This is a genomic window from Spartinivicinus poritis (genome assembly GCF_028858535.1).
Lineage (GTDB): Bacteria > Pseudomonadota > Gammaproteobacteria > Pseudomonadales > Zooshikellaceae > Spartinivicinus > Spartinivicinus poritis.
In genome coordinates this window covers 75405-102375 of sequence record NZ_JAPMOU010000001.1, presented here as the reverse complement: position 1 = coordinate 102375, position 26971 = coordinate 75405, and the positions used below count along the sequence as shown (strand labels likewise).

Below are 26971 nucleotides of genomic sequence, written 5' to 3'. Positions count from 1 at the left end.
AGGTCTGGGATAAGCCATGCATATTGCAACGCGAGTAAAACGTTACCTTGCTGCCAAGGGGGTCTCCTTTCAAACCTTGCAAATTAGGCGAGATGTGCCTTTCTTGGCTGCAATTAAACAGATAGGCATTCAACCCCAACAGCTGGCTTTACCTTCTATGTATCGTATGAACCAGCAGTTGTTGATGGTAGTGAGAGGGGCTGATCAGGTAGTTTCTCAAACCCAACTGGGTAAGTTGTTGGGACATCCCGTGACACCGCTGACGGTATCAGTAGTCAATAAAATATTTGCTGATTGTGAGCCGGGAGCGACACCAGCCTTAAGTGAGCCGTACCGCTTACGCTGTGTGATTGATAGTCAGTTGTTGTGTGCCAACAAAGTTTATTTTGTTGCAGGATGTTCTAGCTTTTTGATAGGTGTTGCTGTTGACGAGTTTAAATTTTTAAACCCTCATGCACTTTTTGTTTCTTTTCCAGATACTGCTATTGAGGAGGAGGATCAACAGCAGTCCTCTGCAGCCAATAAACCTCTCATCTCTCACACCTGCTGCTACTCAGATGCATCAATGAGCCAAGGGGGTAATGGTTTAATAGATTGGCCCCAGCAAAATGAGCTAGTCGCTGAGCTGTTGACAGAAAAAAGTGATGATACAGCATTTGTTATCTCGCAGCTTAAAAATGCACCAGGCATTAAAAAGCACTTAATTCAATATGTAAGCACATTATCTAGACATAGTGATGTATTAGGCGCAACTGAAGATTTCCATGATCTCGAGACAGTGATACAAAGTTTAACGCCAAGGATTGCTGCTAATTTAGCAATAGGCATACTCATCCTACAGCAGCTTAGAACGCCTTTAAGAGGGGTTGTTGGGAAATCTGCCTGGTGGCGTGTTGCATTATACAGCTCGCGGCTTGCGCAAAAAATTGCTGCTGAGTGTGACCAGTTACAAGATAAACAACACACTGCCCATTTGTTAGGTTTAATCCATCAAATGGGTATCTTGGCAATAGGCCATTTTTACCCTCCCGAGTTTGTCTTATTAAATAAAATGGCGAATGCAAACCCTCGAGAGCCAGTCCGTAACCTGGCGAGTAAGCTAGTACGTTTGGGACAAGCAAATAGTGTATTAAGAATGGGTTATCCGGCACTAGGTGCTTGTTTGTTGCTTAAATGGGGGTGGCCATCTCATTTGTGTGAAAGCATAGGTGCTCACCTTCAACCTGTAGACGTGATTAAAGACGATAAGATGGCGCTGTTGTTGAGTCTGGTAAACTGCTTATTGAGTGAGTACCAGATAGGATATCGAACAACAGGTGCATCAAGCGAGCATTATTGCAAAGCGTTAACTATACCTAAGCAGCTAGTACAACAACTAGCGAATGAAACGCTTTGTGAATATCAATGTTTAAGTCAGATTAATCATAGCTTGGTTGCCTGAAGATGGGATAAAAGGGCCAGAGCTTTTTAGTCACAATAGTCAGCTTCAGGTAAACGCCAATAGGCCCTAGCCTTGTGTCGCCTGTGATACCTGTGTATCTTTGCAGAAAATTGATTTCACTACAAAGTTAGTCTTTGAATGAGGCTATCAGTAGTTCTTTTAAACTACAGGAGCAATGACAACATGCGAGTTATTTTGCTGGGAGCACCAGGGGCAGGGAAAGGTACCCAGGCGCAAAATATTGTTAAACATTACAATATCCCACAAATTTCCACTGGAGATATGCTACGTGCAGCAGTCAAAGCTGAGAGTCCGTTAGGTCTCAAAGTTAAGGCTGTTATGGAGTCAGGTGGGTTAGTTTCTGATGACATTATTATAGATCTAGTGAAGGAGCGAATTGCTCAATCTGACTGTAAAAACGGATTTCTTTTTGATGGCTTTCCAAGAACTATTCCTCAAGCAGAAGCGTTGGAGCAAGCCGGAATTAAAATTGACAATGTAGTAGAAATTGCTGTTGATGATGAAGAGATTGTTAAGCGTTTAACTGGTCGACGCATTCATGAGGCAAGTGGCCGTATTTATCATCTGGTTTATAATCCACCCAAAGAACCAAATAAAGATGATGTAACAGGTGAGCCTTTGGTACAAAGAGATGACGATACAGAAGAAACCGTTCGCCATCGTTTAAAAGTATATCATGAGCAAACAGCCCCTTTGATTGACTTTTATAAATCCAGAGCAGACCAGCCTGATGCAGCTAAGTATAGCAAAATAAAAGGCAGTGGCGAAGTGAATGAAATTCGTGAAGCTTTATTTGGTCTATTAGACTAAATAGCAAACTTTTATGTAATCAATAAAGCCAGCTATTACCTATTAGGGTGGCTGGCTTTTTTGTTTTTGTAAAATAGGAGTGCAGTGGTTACCTTACTTTGGATATGGGACTCCAAACTGCATACAGAATTAATCCTGTAACATGAGTAAAATTGTATATGACTTTAGAGTGGCTTATTAAAGGATCTCATTGTAGTTAATTATTTCACTAATGTTTGAATCTCTCTATTGTATACCCAATACCTAGAATTTGCTGTGAAGGGTATATATTCAATTGTTTAGCCTATCTAATATCTGAAGAAATATAGCCTTCACAGATGAGTTTTATAAATCCCCTCCTGCAATTACCTTCAGTCAGCTTTGCTATCATCGTGTTGCTGAACGACTGTAAATAACCTAGGGTAGAGGCAGCTTGCTACTGTAAGACTTGTAATAGCTACTTAAACTAATATAAAGGCGCTACTGGATGTCATCCTAAAATGTTCTTCATAGGAGTTAGCATCTAATAAGGAATCAAGACTGGTCAATTCAGATTACTAGGCTTCTGTATTATATTTGTTTGATTGAAATATGTTCAATTGGTTGAAACTTGCTAACTATCACATTATAAAGTGACTTTGTGACCAGCCCTGTTTGGATTGAAGTAAAAACCCTGTAGAGGCTTGGTTGAAATTTACACGACAGTCGTATGTACATAAAAGCCACATGCATGAGTAGAGATAATAATGTCTCTTCCCCACTTTAACTGTAAATTTCTTGTTATAGTGGAGTAATGTTTTCAGAATAGAAGAAAGGCTTAACCTACCTATTTTGCTTCAATTAGTTAACTCTAAATGATTATTCCTCAATAAAATACTTCAAGGCCTAGTTACTAGTCATTCATAACTTGTTTTTTGTTGGTACTTGTATTGGTTTGTTTATATAAAGCTTGGGTATAGAAAGGGGCTCAACAACTGAACTCAGTGAAAGATGAGTAGGTCATAATAGTCGATTAACTAAGTGGGTAGTATATGATTTTTAGGACATCAGACCCACCTTAAAAATGCTTTGTGATTGGCATAAAGAACGGTTTGCTTTCAACTACTATTAGGCCGGTCGTTTTACCCTGTTAGCAATGACTTTTTGATAAAAAAATCTATCCTTTGGCATCTATACAGTATTTTTGTCCACAAAAAGTGAAGCTACACTGATAATTATCTTTCAGTTTTAAGAAAGCAGGTAATAGTTTGATTGCATAGAGACAGGATGGAAATAGGTGTACTCTTTTATCAGTTAAGTTAGCTACAAAATCATATTGCTATATTTGGGTAGTCAGTTTTGTAGCAGTGTATGATTGAAGCCTGTATGACTTTATCAATCAATACACAAGATATACGCTTCGTGAAAGATTCTTAAGCGCTGCTTTAGTGAAGGAATGCAGTTTGAACATGAAACTTACGCTATTGCTCTTTCCTAACACAATGATTAACGTGCAGTTGAAGGTGTCTGTTTTAGCAGTCTAATTGTGTGTTAGAGGGTAGACTAAAAGAAGCGGGTAGCTATTTTGATAAAGTAAAATGGTGGGCAAATACATGGTTTGTGTTTGTTGTTTTATAAAGTAAAGTATCAGGGTTTTATTGAACGGCTTGGATAATGTTATTAATCTGAGTGTTCAACTTTTAAGCTAGAAAGCCTCTAGGTTGCTGGTTTGCAGAGAATAAAAGTTTTAGTAAACCACTGTTCAGATATACATCTATTTATTGATCTGTTACCAAAAGTATTCAGTATGAAGAGTCTCTGAGAGAATTACTTTTTAGCGAAATTGTCCTAGTGGGGTTGTGAATACAAAACTTTTTAACTTCCTGACAGGGAAAGTATCATTGTTAGTATTTAACTTTTTGCAGGTTCATTAGATAAAGTGACTAATAGAGGTATTAGCTTGGGTAACTGGATAGTACGACTGAAGTAATGGCCTTAGCGTTCGGAGATCAAGGCCAATACTGTGGATAAACTGTAATAGCTTGGTAGTTCTTTAATTGATGGAAGTCTCTAAAATAATCGTATCGTTGATAAATGAAATTGGCTTTTATCGAGAAAGTGGGTTTAAGCTTGCCAACTTTTCAGGGAGATTTGGTATGAAATCTACTGCTGATAGTTCAAAAAAACAAAATTAAGTAAAAAAAGGGTGAAAAATTTCTTAGATTTAAATATTATTCGCACTTTAACTATTGGGTAAGCACTTTTTGTGCTATGTTTTTATTGATAACTCTAATTTGATTCCTGCTCAGGAGATTTAAAATGGCGAGAGGCAGAAAACCTTCAGCAAAGTCCGCAGGGGCTGCTCAACCAAAACGTCGTGGTCGTCCACCAAAAGCGGCAGCAGCAAAAGCGACTTCTACCGCTAAAGTAAAAGCAGTAGCAAAGCCAGGATTAGCTAAAGTTGAAAATGAAGTGGCAAAAGCTGAACAGCAGGTTGCAACTTTACAAGCTAAATTGGCTGATGAGAAACAAAAAGTTGCGGATGCAAGAGCTCAAGTAAAAGTAAAAGCAACTGCTACAAATAAAGCCAGAGTAGAAAAAGCAGTGCAAAAAGTTGCTGACATTAATGAAAAGATTAAGTCAGCTAAAGAAACGCTGAAAGCTGCTAAGTTTCAAGAAAAAGTAGCGACTGTAAAAGCAAAAGAGCAGGAAGCTGAAGAAGCAATGCAGCAGCGAGTTGAAGAATATCGTGCAGCACTTGCTGAAAAATCAGAGGCCGATCTGGCTAAAGCAGTAAAGGCGTTTGAAGAAAAATGGTTAAAGTCTCGCAATAAATCTGATAAAGCGAAAGTTGATAAGCGAGCTAAAGCCGAAGCGACAAAACTGAAGCAAGCGGTTAAAAAGATCGCAGCAAAAGCTGCTCAGCTTGAAAAGACAGCAGCTAAAAAAGCAAAAACTACTACAGGTCGCCGTGGTCGTCCAGCTAAATCAAGCACAGCAACTGCAGGGGCACCAAAACGTCGTGGTCGTCCACCAAAAGCAAGCACGGCAACTGCTGCTGCACCGAAAAAACGAGGCCGCCCAGCAAAAGCATCTACTACTGCAGCTGGGCCAAAACGTCGCGGTCGTCCACCCAAAGCAGCGACAACAGCGGCTTCTGCAGCTGCGCCAAAACGTCGTGGTCGTCCACCAAAAGCAGGTGCTGCAACTACCACTGCAGCGAAAAAGCGTGGCCGTCCAGCTAAAGCGGCAAGCACAACTACCACTGCAGCGAAAAAGCGTGGCCGTCCGGCTAAAGCGGCAAGTGCAACTACCGCTGCACCGAAAAAACGTGGTCGTCCAGCAAAAGCTAAAGCTGCAAAACCAGCGACCTCTGCTCAACCAAAGCGTCGCGGTCGTCCACCTAAAAAGGCATCTTAGTGCTTGATGCTGAACGAGCCTCTTCGTTTATTGCAGACCATTTATAACTGAGCATACTTTATTTAAGGCCCGTAAGGGCCTTTTTTGGTTTTACTACACACTTTGTACAAGTAAAAGTCCGCTAGTTGTTAGGCAAAACGTTTTTAGATAAGTAGAATTATTACGTTTATTAGAGGCATCTGTTTGGAGAAAAAAGATTAATGGCTAAACTGCTAGCACTAGATACTGCAACTGAGGCCTGCTCTGTTGCTTTAGCCTTAAATGGTAATATTACTGAACACTTTGAAATCATTCCAAGAGAGCACAGCCAAAAAATTCTCCCAATGATTGATGAGCTATTAGCTACTGCTGGCTTAACTATCAAGCAACTTGATGGGATTGCATTTGGTTGTGGTCCAGGTGCTTTTACAGGGCTGAGAATTGCCGCAGGGATTACCCAAGGGTTGTCTTATGCTGCTGATTTGCCTGTTATTCCTGTCTCAAACTTAGCAGCACTAGCGCATTATGGTATGCGACAATATCAAGCTGATTCAGTGTTATGTGCTATAGATGCCCGAATGGATGAGGTTTATTGGGCGCAATACATTTTACAAAATAACCAATTGACCTTGTTAGGAAAGGAGGTTGTTAAAGCGCCTGAACAAGTTGAAATCCTCCAGCCTGAGCGAAACTGGATTGGTATCGGGACTGGTTGGAAATACCAAGAAATACTCAATGCTAAGCTGACAGACTATTACATTAATGAGTATCCTCATGCCTATGATATAGCAGCAATTGCAACTTTATTATTTGAACAAGGTAAAACTGTGAGTAGTGAGCAGGCTTTGCCAGTTTACTTGCGAGATAATGTTGCTAAGAAAAAAAGCGAACAGAAGTAGAGCATCTGGTTATTTAGGATGCTTGTTATAATTTACCTTAACTGGCAGCTATATTCATGGACTTTCTACAAATTATCATCCTTGCACTAATTCAAGGTATTACGGAGTTTTTACCTATTTCAAGCTCTGGACATCTGGTACTGCCTGCTCAACTACTTGATTGGCAAGATCAAGGCAATGCGTTTGATGTCGCTGTGCATGTTGGTACTTTACTAGCAGTTTGTATTTACTTTTGGAATGACATTAAAGCACTTTGGCTAGGATGGACGGCTTCCCTAATAAAAAAACAACCAAGCCATGAGGCAACATTAAGCTGGTGCATTATTTGGGCCACACTGCCTGCATTATTGTTTGGTGGTGTACTCTCATTGCTAGGTTGGGATGAAAAACTGCGTTCAACACTGGTGATTGCAACAACGACTATTGTTTTTGGATTGTTGCTTTGGCAGTCAGAGCTGAAAGGGAAAAAGACCCGAGAGCTAACAGAAATGACTATATATCTGGCATTGCTGATAGGTTTTGCTCAAGCACTGGCTTTAATTCCTGGGACTTCTCGGTCAGGTATTACCATTACCATTGCGTTGTTTTTAGGATTTAATCGTTCTGCCGCAGCACGCTTTTCTTTCTTATTATCAATACCTGTAATATTAGCTGCTGGTACTTTGAAAATACTACAACTGGTGACTGCTGCTGAACCTGTAGCTTGGGATGTACTGATTTACGGTGCAGTCATTGCGGGTGTGAGTGCCTTTTTGTGTATTCATTGGTTCTTAGGCTTTATTAACCGGATAGGCTTATTGCCATTTGTCATTTACCGGTTGTTGCTGGGTGTTGTTTTATTTTGCTTGTACTTTGCTATTGAGTTCTAACAAACTGTGGTTTAACTATCAAATGTCTGATACAGAAATAGCGGTTATTTGTCATGAAGCAAGTCTTACCCACCAAGCAGAGCAAATAGCAAATCAACTGTCTTGTCCTTATTTAGGAGTAATAACCTCAACGCAGTTAACTATACCTAATCTAGTGATTGAGGTAACAGGAGATGGCGTTGTTTTAGCGGAAACTGGAAAAAAATCAACTAACCCTGTAAGAGTAGATTTTGTTACTGGTGCTTTAGCGCATAGAAGAAAATATGGGGGAGGGAAAAACCAAGCAATTGCCAAAGCAGTCGGTTTAAATAAAGTTAAAAAGTTACAAGTTCTTGATGCAACTGCTGGTTTAGGACGAGATGCTTTTGTTCTAGCCAGTTTAGGTTGCCAAGTGACATTACTGGAACGCTCGAAAGTCGTTCACTTATTATTGGCTGATGGCCTTAATAGAGCAGCAATTGATGTAGATGTTGCTAGTATTGTTAATCAGTTACAACTGCTTTGTATTGATGCCAAAGACTATTTGCAAGAATTGTTAGGGTTAGCTGATCAATTTGATGTGGTCTATTTAGACCCTATGTTTCCTCATCGAGAAAAAAGCGCCAAAGTCAAAAAGGAAATGCGAATTTTTCAACAGCTATTAGGTCAAGACTTAGATGCAGACTATTTATTGGATGCAGCTATTGCAATTGCTAAGTATCGCGTGGTCGTCAAAAGACCAAAGCTTGCACCTTATTTGGCTGATAAAGCCCCAACTTATCAGTTAACAGGTAAGTCTGGTCGTTTTGATGTTTATGTGAATAAAGCATTTGGTAGCTAGTAGTCCATATGCAAAATAAGGTTTGAATACTGTTACCCAGCTTTACGCATGGACCACTAATTAACGGGCTTAAATTCACTTTCAGTTAAATGAAGAATGCTATAACGAATATCGGGAGGCAGTATTCTTTTAGCAGCTAGGCCAATATCATAGAGTGCTTTATCGAAGCATAAAGCACCATTGTGGCTAATTGTAATAACATGTTTGTTCTTAAGTGTTTGAATGAGATTACGAAACAATGTTTTGTCAAAAAACTCTGGGGCATTAATACCCTGGACTAGAGAAAGCCGTTGGGCAATGTTCTGGCACTGATTCTCTAGCATGTGGGCATCAAGTGTTGCACTTCCAGCTTTTAATAACACACTAATGACCAAATAAAACCGCTCTAGCATTTGGCTAATAGCTTTGGCCAAAAGGCTTAACTGTATAAATTCAACAGTGTTTGGTGCTGAGCGTACCAACTTGCCATTTTCCTGGCTAACTAACTTTAGTTGTTTTAAACAGTTAATACTGTTCTCAATTTCTGTTTGCACCTGTTGTTCTGGCCAGATTAAAAATAGCTCAGTTTTTAAATAAGGGTAAAGCGTAACACAGGCTTTAGTTAGGTCATCACGAATTTGATAAGGACTATTGACGAAGAAACAGCTGATCAGAGAGGGTAGGGCAAATAAATGTAAGATGTTATTGCGATAATAGGTCATGATCACGGCATTCTTTTCACTTAATGTGACGACATCACCTAATGCATCTGTATGTGTGTGAATAAGCTTCATTGACTCCACATATTGTGTCATTGACTCGCTTGTTTCGTCTGGCAAAGTAACTTTTTCACTGTAGGGCAATTGTTTTAACAGGGTTAAGTAAAAGTCGAGTGAAAAGTATAGTGTGTTTTTATCAAGAGCTTGTCTGGGAGTTGAAAGTAATGCCATTGCTGTCAGATTAACCGCATTGACTGAAGCAGCGGCATTAATACGCTGGATTAACTGGGTAGCTAGCATATTCGTCACTGGGTTTAGCCATTCAGGTTTAGTTGCCTTTGCTAGAGTATAATCATGCCAGTTAGGTTGTTGTTCTGTTAAAAAGTCACTCAGGGATAGTGGAGAAGAAAAGTTTACTGTTACTTTTCCAAGTGTTCTTTTTAAACTGGTCAGTGTGCGAAAAATATCCAGTGGGGATTCTTTTTTCTTAGATTTACCTCGTAGTTCACCTAAATAGGTTTTAACTTCCAAGACATTTTCATAGCCAATATAAACAGGAATAAAAACGATGGGTTTTCTATTGTCGCGTAAATAGCTACGAATAGTGAGTGCCAGCATGCCAGTTTTAGGTGTTATACAGCGTCCAGTACGACTACGCCCACCCTCGATAAAGTACTCAGTTGGAAAGCCTTTAATAAATAATGTATGTAAATATTCGTTAAATACGGCAGTATAGAGTTGATTGCCTTTAAACTGTCGACGAATAAAAAAAGCACCACTTCTTCGCAGTAAACCACCAATCACTGGCATGTTAAGATTAATACCTGCAGCAATATGTGGTGGTGTTAAACCTTGCTTAAACAAAACGTAGGATAATAATAAGTAGTCAATATGACTACGGTGACATGGTACGTAGATTATTTCATGGTCTTTTGCTAATGCTTTGACTGGCTCTAAGTGATTGACTTCAATACCATGGTAGACTTTATTCCAAAACCAAGAGAGTGCGATATCCAGTAAACGGATAGCTGCATAACTAAAGTCCGAAGCGATTTCTTTACCATAATATTGACCCTTGGCTTTTGCTTTTTGGTAGTCAATGTTTTTTTCTTTCACTTCATTATTAATGGCATCTATCACTAAGGGAGCATAGAGAAGTGAGTTTACCAAACTATGGCGATGTGATAAGTCAGGTCCAACCACTGAGGTGCGTAGCTGTCTGAAATGCACACGTAAAATTCTGGCGACTTTTCGTTGAGTACGACTTTCTCCTAATTCGTTATTAACAATGTCACGTAATGACATAGGAGAATTAAAGTGCACTATGGTTTGTTTGCCGTGAATAATAATGGTTAACAGTTTTTTAAAGCGGCTGGCTACTTGGAAGTTGTAGGCAAATAAAAGCTTGAGTGCTGATTGCTCTTTATCAGGTGAGCGTCCCCAGAATACAGAAACAGGCACAAGCAGTACATCAAGTGCAGCATTGTTTTGGACTTGACTGATCAGTTGCTTTAATTGCTCTGGCAAGCTTGCATCTTCTCGTTTAAATAGAACCCCTTTAAGTTGGGTTAAAAAAAAGTGAGCAGGCTGTTCCGAGGTTAAGTTGGGAAGTAACTCAGATGGTTTTGGCAGTTGCGCTCTAATACATTCTTGCTCAACTAGTAAAAAATCAGATAAAGATGAGTTGCGTAATACATAGCAAACAGGCGTATTGGAGGGCAGCTTAAGCTGTTCTGCTGAACCATTATGTACTTCGACTTTAACCCAAAACGAAATTAACTTGCGTAGTAAAGCTAATAAAAATTGAGAGCTTCTAATTAATTTTTCCATAATATACTTTTAAAAGTGGCTGTTCTGTTACTATTTAGCAACATAAGTACAAAGCCATATACTCAAACTGTAATCTATTATAGTCTTCGTAAAAAACTTTAGGGTAAGCCTGCTGTGTGTAAGATTTTACTGGTAGTGTAAGGAGAGTAGCTGTTTTTCCTGCTAAATATTTACTATGTTAAACGTCCTGCCAAAGAACAGGGCCTTCTCCAAACTCATTAATTTGCCACCACTCATCTTCATTATTTTTACCTTCTTCCCAAAAGTTGCCATTACAACGAACTTCTATGTTTAGGGTTTGGTATGCATCTCGGGCGCAGTCAATGTCTGTTTCCCATGGGGAATCTGAGGAATTAAACCAGATGCTGGAAAAGAAGCGACCAGCTGCTTTTTCAACAATTAAAATGGGTACTGCGTGGGAACCTATCATCCCAAAGTAGTGGTGACTACGTCCATGGCTGTTGGTAGCGGTCAAATTGTCAAAGCGCTTTTCAAGCCAGTTTAAGATAGCATCTAAATTGGTGGTTTTAAGGTACACTTCTATATCAGGTTGCTGCATAATTTAGTCTCTAAACAACATCTGTAATATCCTGCCAATACAAAGCCCCAAATATCCTGTTAGTGCAATAATACTGCTGATTGCTAAACCAACCAACCCTATTATAAAACAGTTGTAACTATAGTGCGGACTAATCCAGTGCTTTTGTACAGCAACCAGTAGCAAGCCATTTACACCAAACAGAGCTGCCCCCACTAAAAAAATACTCAGAAAACGCTTGGGATTTTGACTAATAACTAATAACTGTTGCTTGAAGTGGGGTGTTTTCATGTGGAAATCATCCCTTTGGTTAGACTTATTATTCAGTTTGGCACATTGGCTCTCAAAATGTGTCTATGCTGTAAAGCTGTTGAGTATAGAAAAGTAGAAGAGGGGCGATACGCAACCTGGTTTGTTGTTATTGTGTCTAATTACCAAGGATGGTGAATTAGGGCAAAGCTGGAACAATTGCTGTGTAGTATTAACAGCCACCCCAATTACCTATTGTTAATGGGTAGTTGGGGTGGCTCTGCTACTACAAGCCTTGCTATTTGCTAAAGAGCTTGCTCAGTATCTTTTCATACATAGACGACAGTAAGTCCAAATCGGCTACTTTCACGCACTCATTTATTTTATGGATGGTGGCATTAGACGGGCCAAGCTCAATGACTTCTGTACCTGTTGGAGCAATAAAACGACCATCAGAAGTGCCACCAGCGGTTGAAACGGTAGGTTTGTAGCCTGTTACGTCTTCTACTGCACTGACAGTTGCAGGTAATAAATGACCATGATCTGTCAAAAAGGGTAAACCAAATAGGCTCCATTCAATATGGAAATCCAGTTGGTGCTGTTTGAGAATATACTCTACTCGTTGTTGGAGTGATTCAGCTGTACTTTCAGTAGAAAAGCGGAAATTAAATTGAACTGAGAGCTCGCCAGGAACGACATTGGTTGCACCAGTACCAGCACTGATATTTGAAATTTGAAAACTGGTAGGAGGGAAGTATTCATTACCTTGGTCCCACTCATGAGCAGTAAGCGCTGCTAAAGCGGGCGCTGCTAAATGGATAGGATTTTTCACCAGGTGGGGATAGGCTACATGCCCTTGTACACCTTTAACCGTTAAAACGGCACCTAACGAACCTCGGCGACCATTTTTAATAACATCACCCACAAACTCTGTACTTGATGGCTCTCCTACAATACACCAGTCAATATGCTCTCCCCTGGCTTGTAAATGCTCTACCACTTTAACGGTGCCATTTTTAGCAGGGCCTTCCTCATCGCTGGTTATTAAAAAAGCAATGGAGCCATGCTCCTCAAAATCAGGAGTTTCAGCCAGGAACCGCTCACAGGCGGTAATCATTGCAGCCAATGAGCCTTTCATGTCTGCAGCTCCACGGCCATATAGCATTCCATCAGCAATGGTTGGCTCAAAGGGAGGATATTGCCAGGTTGATTCTGGCCCAGTAGGCACCACATCAGTATGGCCAGCAAAGGCTAATACAGGGCCTTTTTCACCTAGCCTTAACCAGACATTATCAACGTCTTCAAAGCGAAGCCGCTCCACGGTGAAGCCTAGCGCCGCCAAGCGCATAATCATAATTTCCTGACAATTAACATCATTTGGGGTAATGGATGGTTGCTGGATAAGCTCTTTGGCTAGTTTGACGGTTGGGCTGAGTTGGCTCATAAGGTAAGACAGACGCCTTTTAAATGGAGTTATTTGATAATTAATAAGTTAACTGACAGGTTTTTGCTACTCAGTTTTTTCTTTGTACTCACAAAGGTCTTCAATAATACATGAATTACACATCGGCTTACGGGCTTTACACACATAACGACCGTGGAGAATTAACCAGTGATGGGCATCCAGTAAAAACTCTTTTGGTACTACTTTTAGTAGTTTCTTTTCCACTTCAAGTACATTTTTACCCGGTGCTAAATTAGTACGGTTACTAACACGAAATATATGGGTATCAACTGCCATCGCTGGTTGTCGAAAAGCGGTATTAAGAATGACATTAGCTGTTTTACGGCCAACACCAGGCAGTGCTTCAAGCGCTTCTCTCGTGTCTGGAACCTGAGAGTCATGTTGTGTCATTAATATTTTGCAGGTTTTAATAATATTCTCAGCTTTAGCATTATATAAACCAATGGTTTTAATATATTTCTTAAGTCCTTCAACCCCTAGTGCAAAGATTGTTTCAGGCGTATTTGCAACTGGAAACAAAATTTTAGTTGCCTTATTAACACCTACATCAGTGGCTTGAGCAGATAAAATAACGGCTATCAATAGTTCAAAAGAACTGTTGTACTCCAGCTCAGTGGTAGGGTTAGGGTTTTGGGCTTGCAAACGGGAAAAAATTTCGTGGCGCTTTTGCTTGTTCATATTCAGGCTAACTATACATCACTTCATATTATTAGAGCTGTAAACATCATCTGAAGTGCAGTGTGTTTGTATACCATGTGGTACAAGCTATCACAAAGCAGAGAAATATGAAGTGATAGGGTATTTTGGAGCAGCTGTCTGGAACAGCTAAAGCGCTAAAGGCCATGGATGGCCTTGTAGAGCGGTGGAAAAATACCCTGTTACTTCAATTCTTCGATACCTTTTTTTACACTCTTTCTAACAGAGTGTGAAAATAAGCCAGGTGCCCAATATCTAGGTGTTCAATATAGAATAACAAGCTATTCTTCGCCGTTTATGAAGGGCCTTTCTTAGCCCTCCATAAACTAAAGCGACGCAGCTACAGAATACCTTGCTACTCCATATCCATAAGCTTTATAGGCGCTTTTGAAGAGAGTGAAAGCGCGCTCTTTAGGTAACTATCAGACTATGTTTACAGGTTTTAGCTAATCTGGCCCGTTACTCTAACGCGTTTGCTGCCTGTTGCAACTTCTTTTGAGGCTTTAGCTGCCTGGTGAGCATCAATCAGGTTTTTAATAGCAATAAAAAAGCCCATAAAAACAAATGCACCGGGTGGTAATACAGCAAATAGAAATTTCTTGTAGTCAGCAATCAGGGTAATGGTCCAGTTTTCTGCAATGCTACCAAATAGCAGATGCATATTGGCAAATAACGTACCCTGACCAATGGCTTCACGCACGGCACCTAGTAATATTAATACTAAGGCAAAGCCAGTCCCCATCATTATCCCATCTAACATAGAGGGAAGTGGAGAGTGCTTGGAAGCAAATGCATCAGCCCGACCAAGTACAGTACAGTTGGTGACAATTAAGGGAATAAACAAGCCAAGAATTTGGTACAACTCATAAGTAAAAGCCTGCATTAATAGCTCTACACAACTGGTAAAGGCAGCAATGATCATCACAAATGCAGGCAAGCGAATCGCTTCAGTTACATGATTTCGAATAAGTGAGACCGCCAAGTTTGAGCAAGTAAGCACGATTAATGTCGCAAAGCCAAGCCCAATAGCATTGACCACACTATTAGAAACACCAAGCAAGGGACATAAGCCTAGTAGTTGAACCAAGGCTGGGTTATTTTTCCAGAGCCCCTCAACAGCAATGGCTTTTGGATCTGCACTAGCCATGGTTTACTTCCTCTAGTTTTTTCGCACCTTCCTGAAACAAAGTGGTTTGGTGTTCATTAAAGTAATCCAGTGAGCGCTTCACTGCTGTTACCACAGCCCTAGGGGTAATAGTCGCACCTGTGAATTGATCAAATTCACCACCATCTTTTTTTACTGCCCAACCATCTTCCGTGGGATTTAATAAGGATTTGCCTGCAAAGTTATCAATCCAGCTGGATACTTTACTATCAATGGCATCACCCAAACCAGGGGTTTCTTTATGAGCAATGACTCGGGTACCAGTGAGCTGGCCAGAGCGGTCAATACCCACTAGTAAGTCAATGCGACCGTTATAACCATCGGGTGCTGCCACTGGAATAACCACGGCAGCTGGCTGCTGTCCTTTAAACGCCACATACACCTTGAATGGCTGGTGTTGGCTAATCAGAGGTTCTGCTGGTTGAGTGACATAGGTGTGAAGTAAATCATTATCATAATAACGTTGGGGCAGAATATCTGCTAAAGCCCGTTGTTCACTGGCTCGAATTTGTGCTGCTATCCGATCCTGAGTGAAAACAAACGTCAGGGCAATTAGGCCCACGGTGAGCGTAGCAAATATTCCAAGGCGTAAACTGTTATTACTAATGGCTTTGGCAAGTAGACTCATCGAAAACAATCCCTAGTCTGATTTAGCCAGGCCACGGTTGGGTTTTTTGTGGCCATAGGTTCGGGGCTGAGTGTAATAATCAATGGTGGGAGCTGCCATATTCATCAGTAATACGGCAAAGGCTACACCATCGGGGTAGCCACCCCAGGCTCTGATAATGTATGTGAGTACACCAATGCTGGCACCAAAGACTATTCGGCCCTTTTTGCTGGTTGCTGAGCTGACGGGGTCGGTGACAATAAAAAAGGCACCTAACATCGTTGCACCACTTAACAAGTGAAACAGTGGTCCGCCATGACTATCGGAGCCTTCGCCCCCATAAAACAGCAGTGACATAACAAATAAGGCCGCTAGCATGGCAACGGGTGCATGCCAGGTGAAGACCTTTTTAACTAGCAGGAAGATTCCACCCACTAAAAATGCCAGGTTAACCCAGGTCCAGCCAACACCTGCAGAACCTTCCAATAAAGGGGTTTGCTGCCATAACTCCAGCAAAGTTAAGCTGGTATTGTTTTTAACAACATCCAAAGGAGTTGCCCCAGTAAAGCTATCAACAGCGCTACTGCCGATAGCTGGGAGCCAAAAGCTCAAACTATCGATTAATGAAGGGTTGGTTAAATTACCTTCGATGCCTTTGGGTGATAACCAAGCGGTCATTTCCACTGGGAAAGAAATCAGTAGTAGTACATAGCCCAGCATGGCAGGGTTGAAAGGGTTATAGCCAAGTCCACCATAAAGCTGTTTGCCAATAATAATCGCGAAACTACATCCAATTAAAGTTAGCCACCAAGGGGCTGTTGGAGGAATTGCTAGCGCTAATAGAAAAGCAGTTACAACTGCACTGTAGTCTTTTAAATAATATTGAATGGGTCGGTTACGGAGTTTGAGTACCAGTGCCTCACTACCCAGTGCAATTGCAGTTGCCCAGGCTAGGTTAATTAACACTCCATAACCAAAGAAGAAGCAGTTAGCCAGGATGCCCGGTATTAAAGCCAGTAAAACCCACTGCATTACCTTGGTGCTTTGGTTCTGGCTGTGAGTATGAGGTGAAGACATACGAATTAATGACATAGGACTTTAAACCTCTGTTTCAGGGGCTTTGCTAGCCAGGTAGTCTGCTAAGGCTTGTTCTGCTGTGGCTAGCTCTTGCTCTGCTTGGCTGGTTGCCTGAGTCAATTCTGCTAGATTGGCTTGACCTTCTGCCTCTGCTTGCTTTAAAGAACGCTTTGCTTTTTTCGCGTTAGCTTTTGCCATTGCAACCTGAATTTTTAGCTTTTTCTCAGCCTCATCCAGTGGTGTTTTTTTCTTGGCAGGTTTGGTTGCTTTGTTTTCAGGGATAGTTTGCTGGGCGCTTGGGTGCTTTTCAGCTTGACTGGTCAGGTAAGAGTTAAGGGCATCCTCTGTTTGATTAACAATTTGTTGGTTTGCTGCTACTTCTGCTTTTAACGCTTCTTCTTGTTCTGAGCCAGCTTCTGCTGCTTTAGCGTAGCTTCGCTCGGATTTTTTCAAAGCTGCTTTAGCCATTGCTAGCTCAATAGAGAGCTTTTTGTGCTGCTCATCTTTAACGGCAGGCTTCTTTTTGACTGGTTTTGGCGGTTCTGCAGGGGTAGGCTCTTGGCTGGAAAGCTTGGCCAGCTCTGCTTCTGTGTCAGAAACGATTTTTTGTTGTGCAGCTAATTCCTGCTCGAAGCTGATTATATCCTCGCCTTCTCCTGCTTGATCGATAGCACGCTTGGCTTTTTTCAGAGCAGCATTAGCCATCGCTAGCTTGATTTTCAGTGCTTTTTCTTCTGCACTGGGTTTTGGTTTAGCTGGCTGTTCAGTCGCGTCAACAGTTGACTCAGCCTGCTGTAGAGAGCTCTCTAATTGCTTGAGCTGATCATTCAGTAAGGTTAAGTCTTGTTCTAACTTGTTGGTGTCTTGTTCCTGTTCTTTTGCTTGCTCAAGTTGTCGCTGGGTCTTTTTAATTTGTGCATTAACCGTAGCCAACTGTATTTTCAGCTGTTTTTGTGCAGGGCTTAATGGTGCTTTTGAAGAAGCGCTGGCTCCCGCCGCTTTTTTAGCTTTAGCTCGATCAATCGCTGCCTGTGCATCATCTTTGGGTTGCGCTTTGCTGGCTTTGAGTTTGGCTGCTTTCGCAGCGTTAGCTTTACGTTTTGCCTCTTTTTCCTGCGCGACTCTTTCTAAGCGAGTCTGGCGTGCCTCAAAGCGCATTTTTGAGTGTTCTGCTTTTTGCTGCATCGCCTCTTGGTGGCGAATTTCCCCTTTTGAGGCGCGATAATACTGAACCAGTGGAATAGCACTAGGGCACACAAATGAACAGGCACCACATTCGATACAATCAAACAGATTGTGGTGTTTGAGCATTTCATGGTCTTTTGATTGAGAAAACCAATACAGCTGCTGGGGTAGCAATGAAGCAGGGCAGGCTTGGTCACACATGCCGCAGCGAATACAGGCCTGGGCAGGTGGTGCAGGAGGAAACTCCTCGGCAGTAGCGGCAATCAGGCAGTTAGTGGTTTTGACTACAGGAATAGCTTGGTTTTCCAGAGTAAAGCCCATCATTGGACCACCCATGACTAAACGATTGAATGGGCTATCAACCAAACCAGCTTGAGGAAGTAGCTCTGCAATCAGAGTCCCTAAACGCACTTCGAGGTTTTTAGGAGTACTGAGTGCTTGCCCGGTTAAGGTGGTTACTCTAGAAACTAATGGTTTACCAACAATCACTGCATCATGAATGGCAGCAGCGGTTCCCACATTTTGGCAAATAATGCCAATATCTGCAGGCAAGCTGCCACTGGGCACTTCTTTACCAGTCAAAATATATATTAACTGCTTCTCACCACCAGAAGGGTACTTAGTTGGAAAACTGGCAACCTGAATGGTACTACCTTTGGTTGCAGACTCCATTGCTGCTATCGCTTGGGGCTTGTTATCCTCAATACCAATAATGCATTCGTTAGGCTGTAACAAATGACAGAGAATTTGTACCCCACTAACGATTTGCTCGGCTCGCTCTCGCATCAACATATCGTCAGCAGTGATATAAGGTTCGCATTCGGTACCATTGATAATCAAAGTGGAGACTTTATTCTCACCACGGGCTTTTAATTTGGCCCCTGTGGGAAACCCAGCGCCCCCCAGTCCGGTTATTCCTGCTTGACGAATATGTTCAATTAATTCAGCTGGGTTGACTGAGGTGTAGTTTGTGACTGGGTTGAGGGGCTGCCACTCATCTTTACCATCAGACTCAATCACAATGCACTGGTCTGACATGCCTGAAGGGTGAGGGATCGGATGATCAGTGACAGCTACTACAGTTCCTGAGATTGATGCATGTACTGGTGCACTGACAAAGCCATTGGGTTGGGCAATTATTTGGCCAGTTTTAACCTGATCACCAACAGCAACCACTGGCTCGGCAGGTGCTCCAATGTGCTGCTGAAGAGGTAATACAACCTTGCTAGGAAGCAGTGCTTCAGTAATGCTTTGTTGAGTTGACTGATGCTTGTTTTCAGGAGGGTGAACGCCACCAGGTAATGACCAAACCTTTCTCATACCAGCTGCCCTCGATCGGCATCAGTTGCAATAATCTGGCTTGGTGGCACAGGAAGATCCCAGCGCCAGGTTTGGGGAGTCACCTCAATAGGAATCATGTCAATACAGTCTACAGGGCAGGGTTCAACACATAGATCACAGCCAGTGCACTCATCAGCAATGACTGTATGCATCTGCTTGGCAGCACCTAAAATGGCATCGACAGGACAAGCCTGGATACACTTCGTGCAGCCAATACATTCTGCTTCACGGATAAATGCAACAGTACGTGGTTTTTCTTCACCATGTTCAGCATCAAGAGGAGTGGGCTCAACATCAAGTAAGTCAGCTAATGCATGGATGGTTGCGTCCCCTCCCGGTGGGCATTTATTAATAGCATCACCATTGGCAATAGCTTCTGCATAGGGCTTACAGCCTGGGTAGCCACACTGCCCACACTGGGTTTGAGGTAATAAGGCATTTACCTGATCAACTAATGGGTCGCCTTCTACTTTAAATTTTTCTGAAGCAAAGCCGAGTATAGCGCCAAAAACAATGGCTAGAATCAGTAAGGCAATAACGGCAAGAAATATTATATCCATAGTGTATGTTTGCTTTACAACTTAACTAAGCCAATAAACCCCATAAATGCTAAAGCCATTAAGCCAGCAGTGATCATTCCAATGGCGGCACCACGAAAAGGTACAGGTACATCAGCGGCGGCTATTCGCTCTCGCATAGCGGCAAATAATACTAATACCAGTGAAAAGCCCACTGCAGCTCCAAATCCATAAGTAGCTGAGGCAATAAAAGATGTATTCAGGCGATTGGTGTTAAGCAGGGCAACCCCTAAAACAGCACAGTTAGAGGTGATCAAGGGGAGAAACACGCCAAGTACCTTGTAAAGTAGCGGGCTGGTTTTATGCACCACCATCTCAGTAAACTGTACAACAACAGCAATGACTAGGATAAAAGAGATGGTTTTTAAAAAGGTTAAATCAAGGGGCTTTAAAATATATTCAAAAGTTAAATAGCTGCAAATAGACGCTAAGGTAAGTACAAAGGTAGTTGCCAGGGACATCCCAATAGCGGTTTCCAGCTTATTTGAAACCCCCATAAACGGACATAACCCAAGAAACTGGGCTAATACGTAGTTATTGACCAGAATGGTGCTGATCAAAATAAAAACAAGTTCTGTGGTTACCTCTGGCATGGTAAGTTCACCAACAAATTACAATAGCTCATGTAGACAACATGTGATGATTATATTGTCTTAGTGTTGTTAATACTCATACAAAAAGTAGGGGGTTGGCCTTTATATTGCTGAGCATATTATTGTGCAGCTTCATATGCCGTACAAGTGTGGATTTCGTCAGTTTTAAGTATAAATTGTTATATGCTTAATTGTAGTTGCTATAGTGCTCAACCAACTGGCTGAGCACTATCCACTAAGTGTAGGAAGTGAAGCATTATAGGCTGGTTAAAGCACACGCATGCCTGGTTTTGCACCTGACTCAGGTTGAATAATCCATAAGTCTTTTCCTCCTGGACCAGCACACAGGACCATACCTTCGGATACCCCAAAGCGCATTTTGCGAGGTTTTAAATTGGCTACTAATACAGTCAATTTGCCTTCTAGGTCTTCAGGTTGGTAGGCTGACTTGATTCCAGAGAAGACATTGCGGATTTCTCCTCCTATATCCAGAGTCAGCTGCAATAACTTTTCAGCACCATCTACATGGCTAGCCTTCACCACTTTTGCTACTCGTAAGTCTAGCTTGGCAAAGTCATCAAACTCTATTTCATCTGCAATAGGGTCTTTTAGTAGAGGGCTATCTGCTGGAAGTGGCTGAGTTTCAACTTGTTTTGATGCTTCAACCATTGCTTTCACCTTATCCATTTCTACGCGTTGCATTAGTGGTTTGAACTTGTTGACGGAATGGTTCAGCAGTAGTTGTTTGCTATCTTTCCACTTCAGTGGATCAATATTTAAATAAGCTTCAGCTTGAGCTGCCAGTGCTGGAGTAACGGGCTTGAGGTATATCATTAATAAACGGAACAGGTTGATGCCGACTGTGCAGATATCTAACACCTGTTGTGCATTACCTTCTTGCTTAGCTAATGCCCAAGGGGCTTGGTCATTAATATAGGTATTGGCCAGATCTGCCAGTGTCATGATTTCTCGCATGGCTTTGGCAAACTCACGGTTTTCATAACAGGCAGCAATTTGCTCACCTTTATCAATAAACTGCTCCGTCAGTTCTGGAGCAATGTTATTACTGGATAATACCCCGCCTGACTTCTTAATAAAGTTGGCACAGCGGCTGGCAATATTAATGACTTTATTGACTAAGTCGCTATTTACTTTTTGGGCAAAGTCTTCAAGGTTTAGGTCTAAGTCGTCAATTCGGTTAGTGAGCTTTGCTGCATAAAAGTAACGCAAGTACTCTGGGTTTAAATGGTCTAAGTAGTTACGGGCAGTGATGAAGGTCCCGCGAGACTTAGACATTTTTTCGTTATTAATAGTCAAATAGCCATGTACACAAACCGCAGTGGGGGTACGATAACCTGCTCCAGACAGCATGGCTGGCCAAAATAAACAATGGAAGTTAATAATGTCCTTGCCAATAAAGTGGTAAATTTCAGCTTTACTGTCTGGCCCCCAGTAGTCATCAAAGTTCAGGTCTTCTCGGCGGTCGCATAAATTTTTAAAGCTAGCCATATACCCAATAGGTGCATCCAGCCATACATAAAAATACTTCCCAGGTTGGTCGGGAATTTCAAAGCCAAAGTAAGGGGCATCGCGGGATATATCCCAGTTTTGCAATCCGGTGTCTAGCCATTCAGCCAGCTTGTTAGCAATTTCTTCTGAGACGGCACCATTACGGGTCCACTTTTTCAAAAACTCGGTGAATTTACTGAGGTTAAAGAAAAAATGCTCTGACTGCTTAGTGATCGGTTTGGCGCCAGAAATAGCTGACACTGCATTTTTTAGCTCAGAGGGAGAATAGGTGGCACTGCAAACTTCACAGTTGTCACCGTACTGGTCTTCAGCGCCACAACGAGGGCATTCCCCCTTAATGTAGCGATCTGCCAAGAACATCTGTTTTTCTGGGTCGTAAGCCTGGCTGATTTGTTGGGAGCTAATATAGCCTTCTTCTCTGAGTGCTAAATAAATAGTTTCTGATAGCTCGCGGTTTTCTTCGGAGTGTGTCGTATAATAATTATCAAATTCGATTAAAAACTCGCCAAAATCTTTAATGCGTTCTTCATTAACTTGGGCGACTAATTGCTCTGGCGTAATACCCAGTTTTTCAGCATGTAGACTAATAGCAGTGCCATGGGCATCGTCTGCACAAACATAGGTACATTTGTGACCACGCATTTTTTGGAAGCGTACCCAAATATCTGTCTGAATATATTCCACCAAGTGCCCCATATGGAGCGGCCCGTTGGCATAAGGGAGGGCGCTAGTGACAAGTATTCTTCGGGATTGCTGCTTCATAATTAACCAATGCTGTGATTTTGTTGATGAACCTTATACTTAAAAAACGGATCGAAGCCGGTAGCTTAAGTGGAGATCATTATAAAACGAAACGAGTGTAGAGTCTTATATTAAGTGACGATATAGCAGTATTGATATGAAAGATTGACTGTCAAGTAATTGCAGTAAAAAAATGATTGGCCAGCAGGGGGGCTAAACTTTTAAAATAATGTTATAAGTTTAGGATGTGGTGGTGTTTTTTTGAACATATTGGCTGGTTCAATTAATCCACTACAGTTAGGGCTGCTTTAGGTTAGGGTTTCTACAGATCACGGTTATTAGAGACCAGAGGTGGTATATATACAGAAGATGTATTTTTATACAATTGACCCAAGCCCTAGTAGGCAAACCATACACAATACTCACAACCAGTCGTCAAGTATATATCATTAAGTAGTAGGCTATTCCATGAGTGATCAAGATCGAAAGAGCTTTATCAGGATGCGTAACCAAGGCTACTTACCTTGGGAGATTGAGCCTCAGCAGGAGCCTCAATCCGCTGCTGATGAGCATCCTGTTTTTGGTCGCACGGAGCAAGTAAACCATAATGACAACGGAGCTAGAGTTCAGCCATTACCTAAAGACTTTATACCTGAGCCACGGTATATTCAGTGGCTTGAAAAGCACCATGGTGTGCCCCCAGCGTTCACCTTAGCGCAATTGCCCGAGTTTAAGCTGTATTGGTTGGAAACTGGTGAAGCGCGCAAAGCTTGGCAGAATAAATTCAAGAATCATGTAATCTATCAGTGGAAACGGCAGCAAAGTGAAAGACAGCAAAGACCTCACCGCTCAACTATTGAAGAGCTCACCGACTGTAGCTGGGCAGATGGAGTCGACTTCGACGACGAATTGTGAGTCTATCAAGCAAAACCAGGCAATCAATATGCTTTTCCGCAAACTGAAGGCGGCATTTCCTCAGCGGTATAAGTCAGTATTTCCTACAATAGATGAAGAAAATACATCTAAAAAACAGTGGCGAAAAAGCCTTAACCGATACTCACCTGAGCGAATTGTAAAAGCGACAGAGCAGGCTATTCGCCAAGCCAAATATTTTCCAGACCTGATAGATATTCAAAATCATTGCAAGCTGACTTATAAAGAGTGTGGTTTACCCTCTGCTGAAGCGGCTTATCGAGAAGCTTGCTTTGCTACTGATCAGTCAGCTGAGGCAAGTTGGACGCATCCTGCCGTTTATTTAGCAGCAAGAGCAACGGGTTGGCTCTTGTTACGAACTGAAGAGCAACGAATTGTGTTTCCTGTTTTTCAGCGCAATTATGGCATTCTTTGTAATCGTGTTATCGATGGTGAAGATTTAGCTGCTGATTTGCCCAAAGGCTTAGAACATCATCAGTTATCTGCAGCTGAGCAAGCAGAACAACAATCAAATCAACATTTAAAGCAACAAATGCAGGCCCAGGGGATTAATCCTAAATCTGGCAGACAAGCATTTGAGCACCTAAAGCAGCAACTGCAAAAGTAATAGTTTTATTGGAGTACAGCGAATGACCACTATCAACCGTACTCAGGTTGAGCAGGTGATTGACCAGTATCAAGACCCTTATTATCAAAGACCGTTATCTCAAGTTAATGCTGTTAAAACAATTCAAGTGTCTCCTCAAGGCGAGGTAAGTGTAGAGCTGCAGTTTGCTTATCCAAACTCAAAGCTGGTTGGTGGTATTCAAACGTTATTAAGTGAAGCAATAAAGCAGTTGCCGGGTGTTAAATCAGCCAACGTGGAAATGTCAACGGCGATTCCAGTAGCTAAAGGTCAAAATAATTTACCCGCGATGGCAGGCGTTAAAAATATTATTGCTGTTGCCTCGGGCAAAGGGGGAGTTGGTAAGTCAACGACTGCGGTAAATCTTGCACTGGCTTTAGCGGCGAATGGCGCCAATGTGGGAATTTTAGATGCCGATATTTATGGGCCAAGCCAAGGGTTGATGTTGGGGGTTAAGACTGGAGAGCGGCCAGAGGTGCAAGAAGTTGATGGCAAACCTCTAATGAAGCCAGTGATAGCTCACGGCATTCAAGTCATGTCGATGGCATTTTTGGTGGATGACAATACGCCAATGGTATGGCGTGGGCCAATGGTGAGCGGTGCACTACAGCAGTTGCTTACCCAAACTTTGTGGCAAGATTTAGACTATTTGTTTGTGGATATGCCACCAGGCACAGGTGACATTCAATTAACCCTGGCACAGCGCGTCCCTGTGGCAGGAGCAATCATTGTTACTACCCCTCAAGACCTAGCACTGCTTGATGCAAAAAAAGGCATTGAAATGTTTCGTAAAGTCAATGTGCCTGTGATTGGGGTGGTGGAAAATATGAGCACCCATATTTGTAGTCAGTGTGGTCATATCGAACACTTATTTGGCGAAGGCGGTGGGCAAAGTATTGCAGAGCAGTATCAGACAACATTGCTGGGAGCTTTGCCGCTATCGATGGCAATTCGTGAGCAGGCAGATGGGGGGATGCCAACAGTTGTTGCAGACCCTGAAGGCCAGTTAAGCTATGTATATCAAGAAATTGCTAGGAGAGCGGCTGCCCTATTAAGTAAACAAACGCTTCAGATGGCAGCAGTACCCAATATTTCAGTAGTTGATGATTAAAACTGGTTGTTAATAATTCATTAGTTTTAAGTGTTAGTTGTTTCTTAGTAATAGCTGTTTTCAAAGCCTGGGACAATATTTAATGCGGTTATGTGATAGAGATATAGAGGCTTTATTAGCCAGCGGTAAAATTTCCATTGAACCAATGCCTTCGGTTGATCGCATTAATGGAGTGAGTGTTGACCTGACGTTGGGCAACAGTTTCCGGGTATTTAATGATCATGCCGCGCCTTACATTGACTTGAGTGGGCCGAAAGAGCAAATTGATGCAGTGCTTGACTCTATCATGAGTAAAGAAATTATTTTAAATGATGAAGAAGCATTTTTTCTTCATCCTGGAGAGTTGGCATTGGCTGTTACCCAAGAGTCTATCACATTGCCAGATGATATCGTTGGTTGGCTGGATGGCCGCTCATCACTCGCTAGGCTAGGGCTGATGGTTCATGTAACAGCGCATCGGATTGACCCCGGCTGGAGTGGTCAGATTGTGCTGGAGTTTTTTAATGGGGGGAAACTACCTCTGGCATTAAAGCCTAATATGACCATTGGTGCGATTAATTTTGAGCAAATGTCAGGCCCTGCTCAAAGACCATACAATAAACGTGATAATGCTAAATATAAAGGGCAGTCGGGTGCGATTGCCAGTCGTATTAGTGAAGAGAATTAACAGTCTGGTTATACAGTTTAATGTGTACTGAAAGTACACTCTTATCCCAAAGTGAATATCTAAAGCTAGTCTTTAATGACTAGCTTTTTTCTTTCTCTCCTGCCCATTTTTGCTAATCTTGTCAATAGTTTCAGTCGTAAAAACAAAGGCCCCGTTAGGGGTAGTGAAGAGCAGTACCATTGGTAATTCCAGCCATGTATAACAAATTTGTAGCAGTATTAGTTGCCATTCTAATGGAGTGGTGTCTTAGTTGTGTAAATGGTGTGAGTGCGCAAGAAGTAAGGAAAAAGCTACTGTTTGTTAGTGATCCTTGGCCCCCTTATATTACTGGCGATTTGGGGCGACCCGCGAAAGGTGGCGTAGCTGTTGACTTTGCAAGAGAGCTTTTGCAACGATTAGGCTTTGATATGCGCTCTATGCTGTACCCATGGAAGCATAGTATAAACATGATTAAAACCAATGCGGCTGATTTGATTTTTCCTTTAATCCAAAACCCTGAGCGCGATGAGTTTATGACCTTTTCTCAAACAGTATTTGTGTCCCATGATCGAATCTGGTTTTTAAAAAGTAAACTTGAGCCTCTAAAGTGGAGTAGGCTGAGTGATTTGTATGGATATCGCTTAGGTAAAATAAAAGGCTATAGTCACGGTGATGAGATGGACCAAGCTGAGGAGGGAAATAAGTTTGCAGCGATTATTTACGGAGAAAACCATCTTATTAATTTAACCCGTTTAATTGATGATGAAGTCGACCTGGTTGTTGCTGATGAGCAAGTTATCCAAATGATTATTAGAAGAAACCCCGATTGGCGTAATCTGTTTGGTTTTACTCGTAAAGCAATCAACAAAAGTCAATATAAAATTGGTTTTGCAAAAGATTCTCCGGTAACTAAGCACATGGATAAACTCAATCAAGAAATTAAGCGAATGAGATCAGATGGTTCGCTAAGGCGGATTTTTTCAAATTACTAGTTTATTTTATGTGTTTTTAAATGCAAACGTGGAAAATGTGTGTTGCTTTAGACTTTGTTTTTTATAAAAGTATGTAATCCATAATAATTTATATTTTCATAAAAAATATTATAAATATAGTTGAAATATAATAAATTGTCCTGTGTGATATGTA

General features: G+C 41.7%; 23 protein-coding genes. 11 read left to right on the top strand and 12 right to left on the bottom strand.

The window, feature by feature from the left end; genetic code table 11:
* Positions 1-16: 16 nt before the first annotated feature.
* The 6 genes from ORQ98_RS00480 to ORQ98_RS00455 all read left to right on the top strand — a co-directional run bounded on the left by ORQ98_RS00480 (position 17) and on the right by ORQ98_RS00455 (position 8217).
* Entirely contained in the window at positions 17-1441 is a 1425-nt protein-coding gene (locus tag ORQ98_RS00480) for an HDOD domain-containing protein (protein ID WP_274686802.1), read from the top strand.
* Positions 1442-1624: 183 nt separating this feature from the next.
* Positions 1625-2272 (top strand): adenylate kinase, encoded by a 648-nt coding sequence (gene adk / locus ORQ98_RS00475; protein WP_274686801.1) that lies wholly within the window; start codon positions 1625-1627, stop codon positions 2270-2272.
* Between the two features lie 2277 nt (positions 2273-4549).
* Positions 4550-5650 (top strand): hypothetical protein, encoded by a 1101-nt coding sequence (locus ORQ98_RS00470; RefSeq protein WP_274686800.1) that lies wholly within the window; start codon positions 4550-4552, stop codon positions 5648-5650.
* A gap of 200 nt (positions 5651-5850) precedes the next feature.
* The gene (gene tsaB, locus ORQ98_RS00465) at positions 5851-6528 is read left to right on the top strand and encodes a tRNA (adenosine(37)-N6)-threonylcarbamoyltransferase complex dimerization subunit type 1 TsaB (protein WP_274686799.1); all 678 of its coding nucleotides are present in this window, start codon (positions 5851-5853) and stop codon (positions 6526-6528) included.
* 56 nt (positions 6529-6584) lie between these two features.
* Positions 6585-7397, top strand: coding sequence for an undecaprenyl-diphosphate phosphatase (locus ORQ98_RS00460; protein ID WP_274686798.1), 813 nt, complete (start codon positions 6585-6587; stop codon positions 7395-7397).
* Between the two features lie 22 nt (positions 7398-7419).
* The gene (locus tag ORQ98_RS00455; RefSeq protein WP_274686797.1) at positions 7420-8217 is read left to right on the top strand and encodes a class I SAM-dependent methyltransferase; all 798 of its coding nucleotides are present in this window, start codon (positions 7420-7422) and stop codon (positions 8215-8217) included.
* 56 nt (positions 8218-8273) lie between these two features.
* Here the strand turns inward: ORQ98_RS00455 and plsB are convergent, their stop codons facing one another.
* The 12 genes from plsB to metG all read right to left on the bottom strand — a co-directional run bounded on the left by plsB (position 8274) and on the right by metG (position 22531).
* Positions 8274-10745 (bottom strand): glycerol-3-phosphate 1-O-acyltransferase PlsB, encoded by a 2472-nt coding sequence (plsB, locus tag ORQ98_RS00450; protein WP_274686796.1) that lies wholly within the window; start codon positions 10743-10745, stop codon positions 8274-8276.
* A gap of 178 nt (positions 10746-10923) precedes the next feature.
* Positions 10924-11304 carry a hypothetical protein gene (locus ORQ98_RS00445; protein WP_274686795.1) on the bottom strand — a complete coding sequence of 127 codons (381 nt, stop codon included), beginning with the start codon at positions 11302-11304 and terminating at the stop codon, positions 10924-10926.
* 3 nt (positions 11305-11307) lie between these two features.
* Positions 11308-11574 carry a hypothetical protein gene (locus tag ORQ98_RS00440; RefSeq protein ID WP_274686794.1) on the bottom strand — a complete coding sequence of 89 codons (267 nt, stop codon included), beginning with the start codon at positions 11572-11574 and terminating at the stop codon, positions 11308-11310.
* Between the two features lie 256 nt (positions 11575-11830).
* On the bottom strand, positions 11831-12976 hold the full coding sequence (gene dapE, locus ORQ98_RS00435; protein ID WP_274686793.1) for a succinyl-diaminopimelate desuccinylase: 1146 nt from the start codon (positions 12974-12976) through the stop codon (positions 11831-11833).
* 66 nt (positions 12977-13042) lie between these two features.
* Entirely contained in the window at positions 13043-13675 is a 633-nt protein-coding gene (gene nth / locus ORQ98_RS00430) for an endonuclease III (protein WP_274686792.1), read from the bottom strand.
* 460 nt (positions 13676-14135) lie between these two features.
* Entirely contained in the window at positions 14136-14840 is a 705-nt protein-coding gene (locus ORQ98_RS00425; RefSeq protein WP_274686791.1) for an electron transport complex subunit E, read from the bottom strand.
* Positions 14833-15486, bottom strand: a complete 654-nt coding sequence (gene rsxG, locus ORQ98_RS00420) for an electron transport complex subunit RsxG (RefSeq protein ID WP_274686790.1) — start codon at positions 15484-15486, stop codon at positions 14833-14835. Before rsxG ends, ORQ98_RS00425 begins: the two co-directional genes overlap by 8 nt.
* A gap of 12 nt (positions 15487-15498) precedes the next feature.
* Positions 15499-16557, bottom strand: a complete 1059-nt coding sequence (gene rsxD / locus ORQ98_RS00415) for an electron transport complex subunit RsxD (protein WP_274686789.1) — start codon at positions 16555-16557, stop codon at positions 15499-15501.
* 6 nt (positions 16558-16563) lie between these two features.
* A complete protein-coding gene (gene rsxC / locus ORQ98_RS00410) occupies positions 16564-19047 on the bottom strand; it encodes an electron transport complex subunit RsxC (RefSeq protein ID WP_274686788.1) in 2484 nt (827 codons plus the stop codon).
* Complete coding sequence (gene rsxB, locus ORQ98_RS00405; protein ID WP_274686787.1) at positions 19044-19628, bottom strand: electron transport complex subunit RsxB; 585 nt, start codon at positions 19626-19628, stop codon at positions 19044-19046. The genes rsxC and rsxB overlap by 4 nt, the downstream gene beginning before the upstream one ends.
* Positions 19629-19642: 14 nt before the next feature.
* Positions 19643-20239 carry an electron transport complex subunit RsxA gene (gene rsxA, locus ORQ98_RS00400; protein WP_180567334.1) on the bottom strand — a complete coding sequence of 199 codons (597 nt, stop codon included), beginning with the start codon at positions 20237-20239 and terminating at the stop codon, positions 19643-19645.
* A gap of 267 nt (positions 20240-20506) precedes the next feature.
* Positions 20507-22531, bottom strand: coding sequence for a methionine--tRNA ligase (gene metG / locus ORQ98_RS00395; RefSeq protein WP_274686786.1), 2025 nt, complete (start codon positions 22529-22531; stop codon positions 20507-20509).
* A 447-nt stretch (positions 22532-22978) separates the two neighbouring features.
* Between metG and ORQ98_RS00390 the strand changes: the two genes are divergently transcribed.
* From ORQ98_RS00390 to ORQ98_RS00370, 5 genes are all read left to right on the top strand, one after another.
* The gene (locus ORQ98_RS00390; RefSeq protein ID WP_274686785.1) at positions 22979-23425 is read left to right on the top strand and encodes a DnaT-like ssDNA-binding domain-containing protein; all 447 of its coding nucleotides are present in this window, start codon (positions 22979-22981) and stop codon (positions 23423-23425) included.
* Positions 23397-24050, top strand: coding sequence for a replication protein P (locus ORQ98_RS00385; protein ID WP_274686784.1), 654 nt, complete (start codon positions 23397-23399; stop codon positions 24048-24050). The genes ORQ98_RS00390 and ORQ98_RS00385 overlap by 29 nt, the downstream gene beginning before the upstream one ends.
* Before the next feature lie 22 nt (positions 24051-24072).
* Positions 24073-25179: an iron-sulfur cluster carrier protein ApbC gene (gene apbC, locus ORQ98_RS00380; RefSeq protein ID WP_274686783.1), complete on the top strand. Its 1107-nt coding sequence runs from the start codon at positions 24073-24075 to the stop codon at positions 25177-25179.
* Between the two features lie 82 nt (positions 25180-25261).
* Positions 25262-25846 carry a dCTP deaminase gene (dcd, locus tag ORQ98_RS00375; protein ID WP_274686782.1) on the top strand — a complete coding sequence of 195 codons (585 nt, stop codon included), beginning with the start codon at positions 25262-25264 and terminating at the stop codon, positions 25844-25846.
* A gap of 194 nt (positions 25847-26040) precedes the next feature.
* Positions 26041-26817 (top strand): substrate-binding periplasmic protein, encoded by a 777-nt coding sequence (locus ORQ98_RS00370; RefSeq protein ID WP_274686781.1) that lies wholly within the window; start codon positions 26041-26043, stop codon positions 26815-26817.
* The last annotated feature ends 154 nt before the right edge of the window (positions 26818-26971 follow it).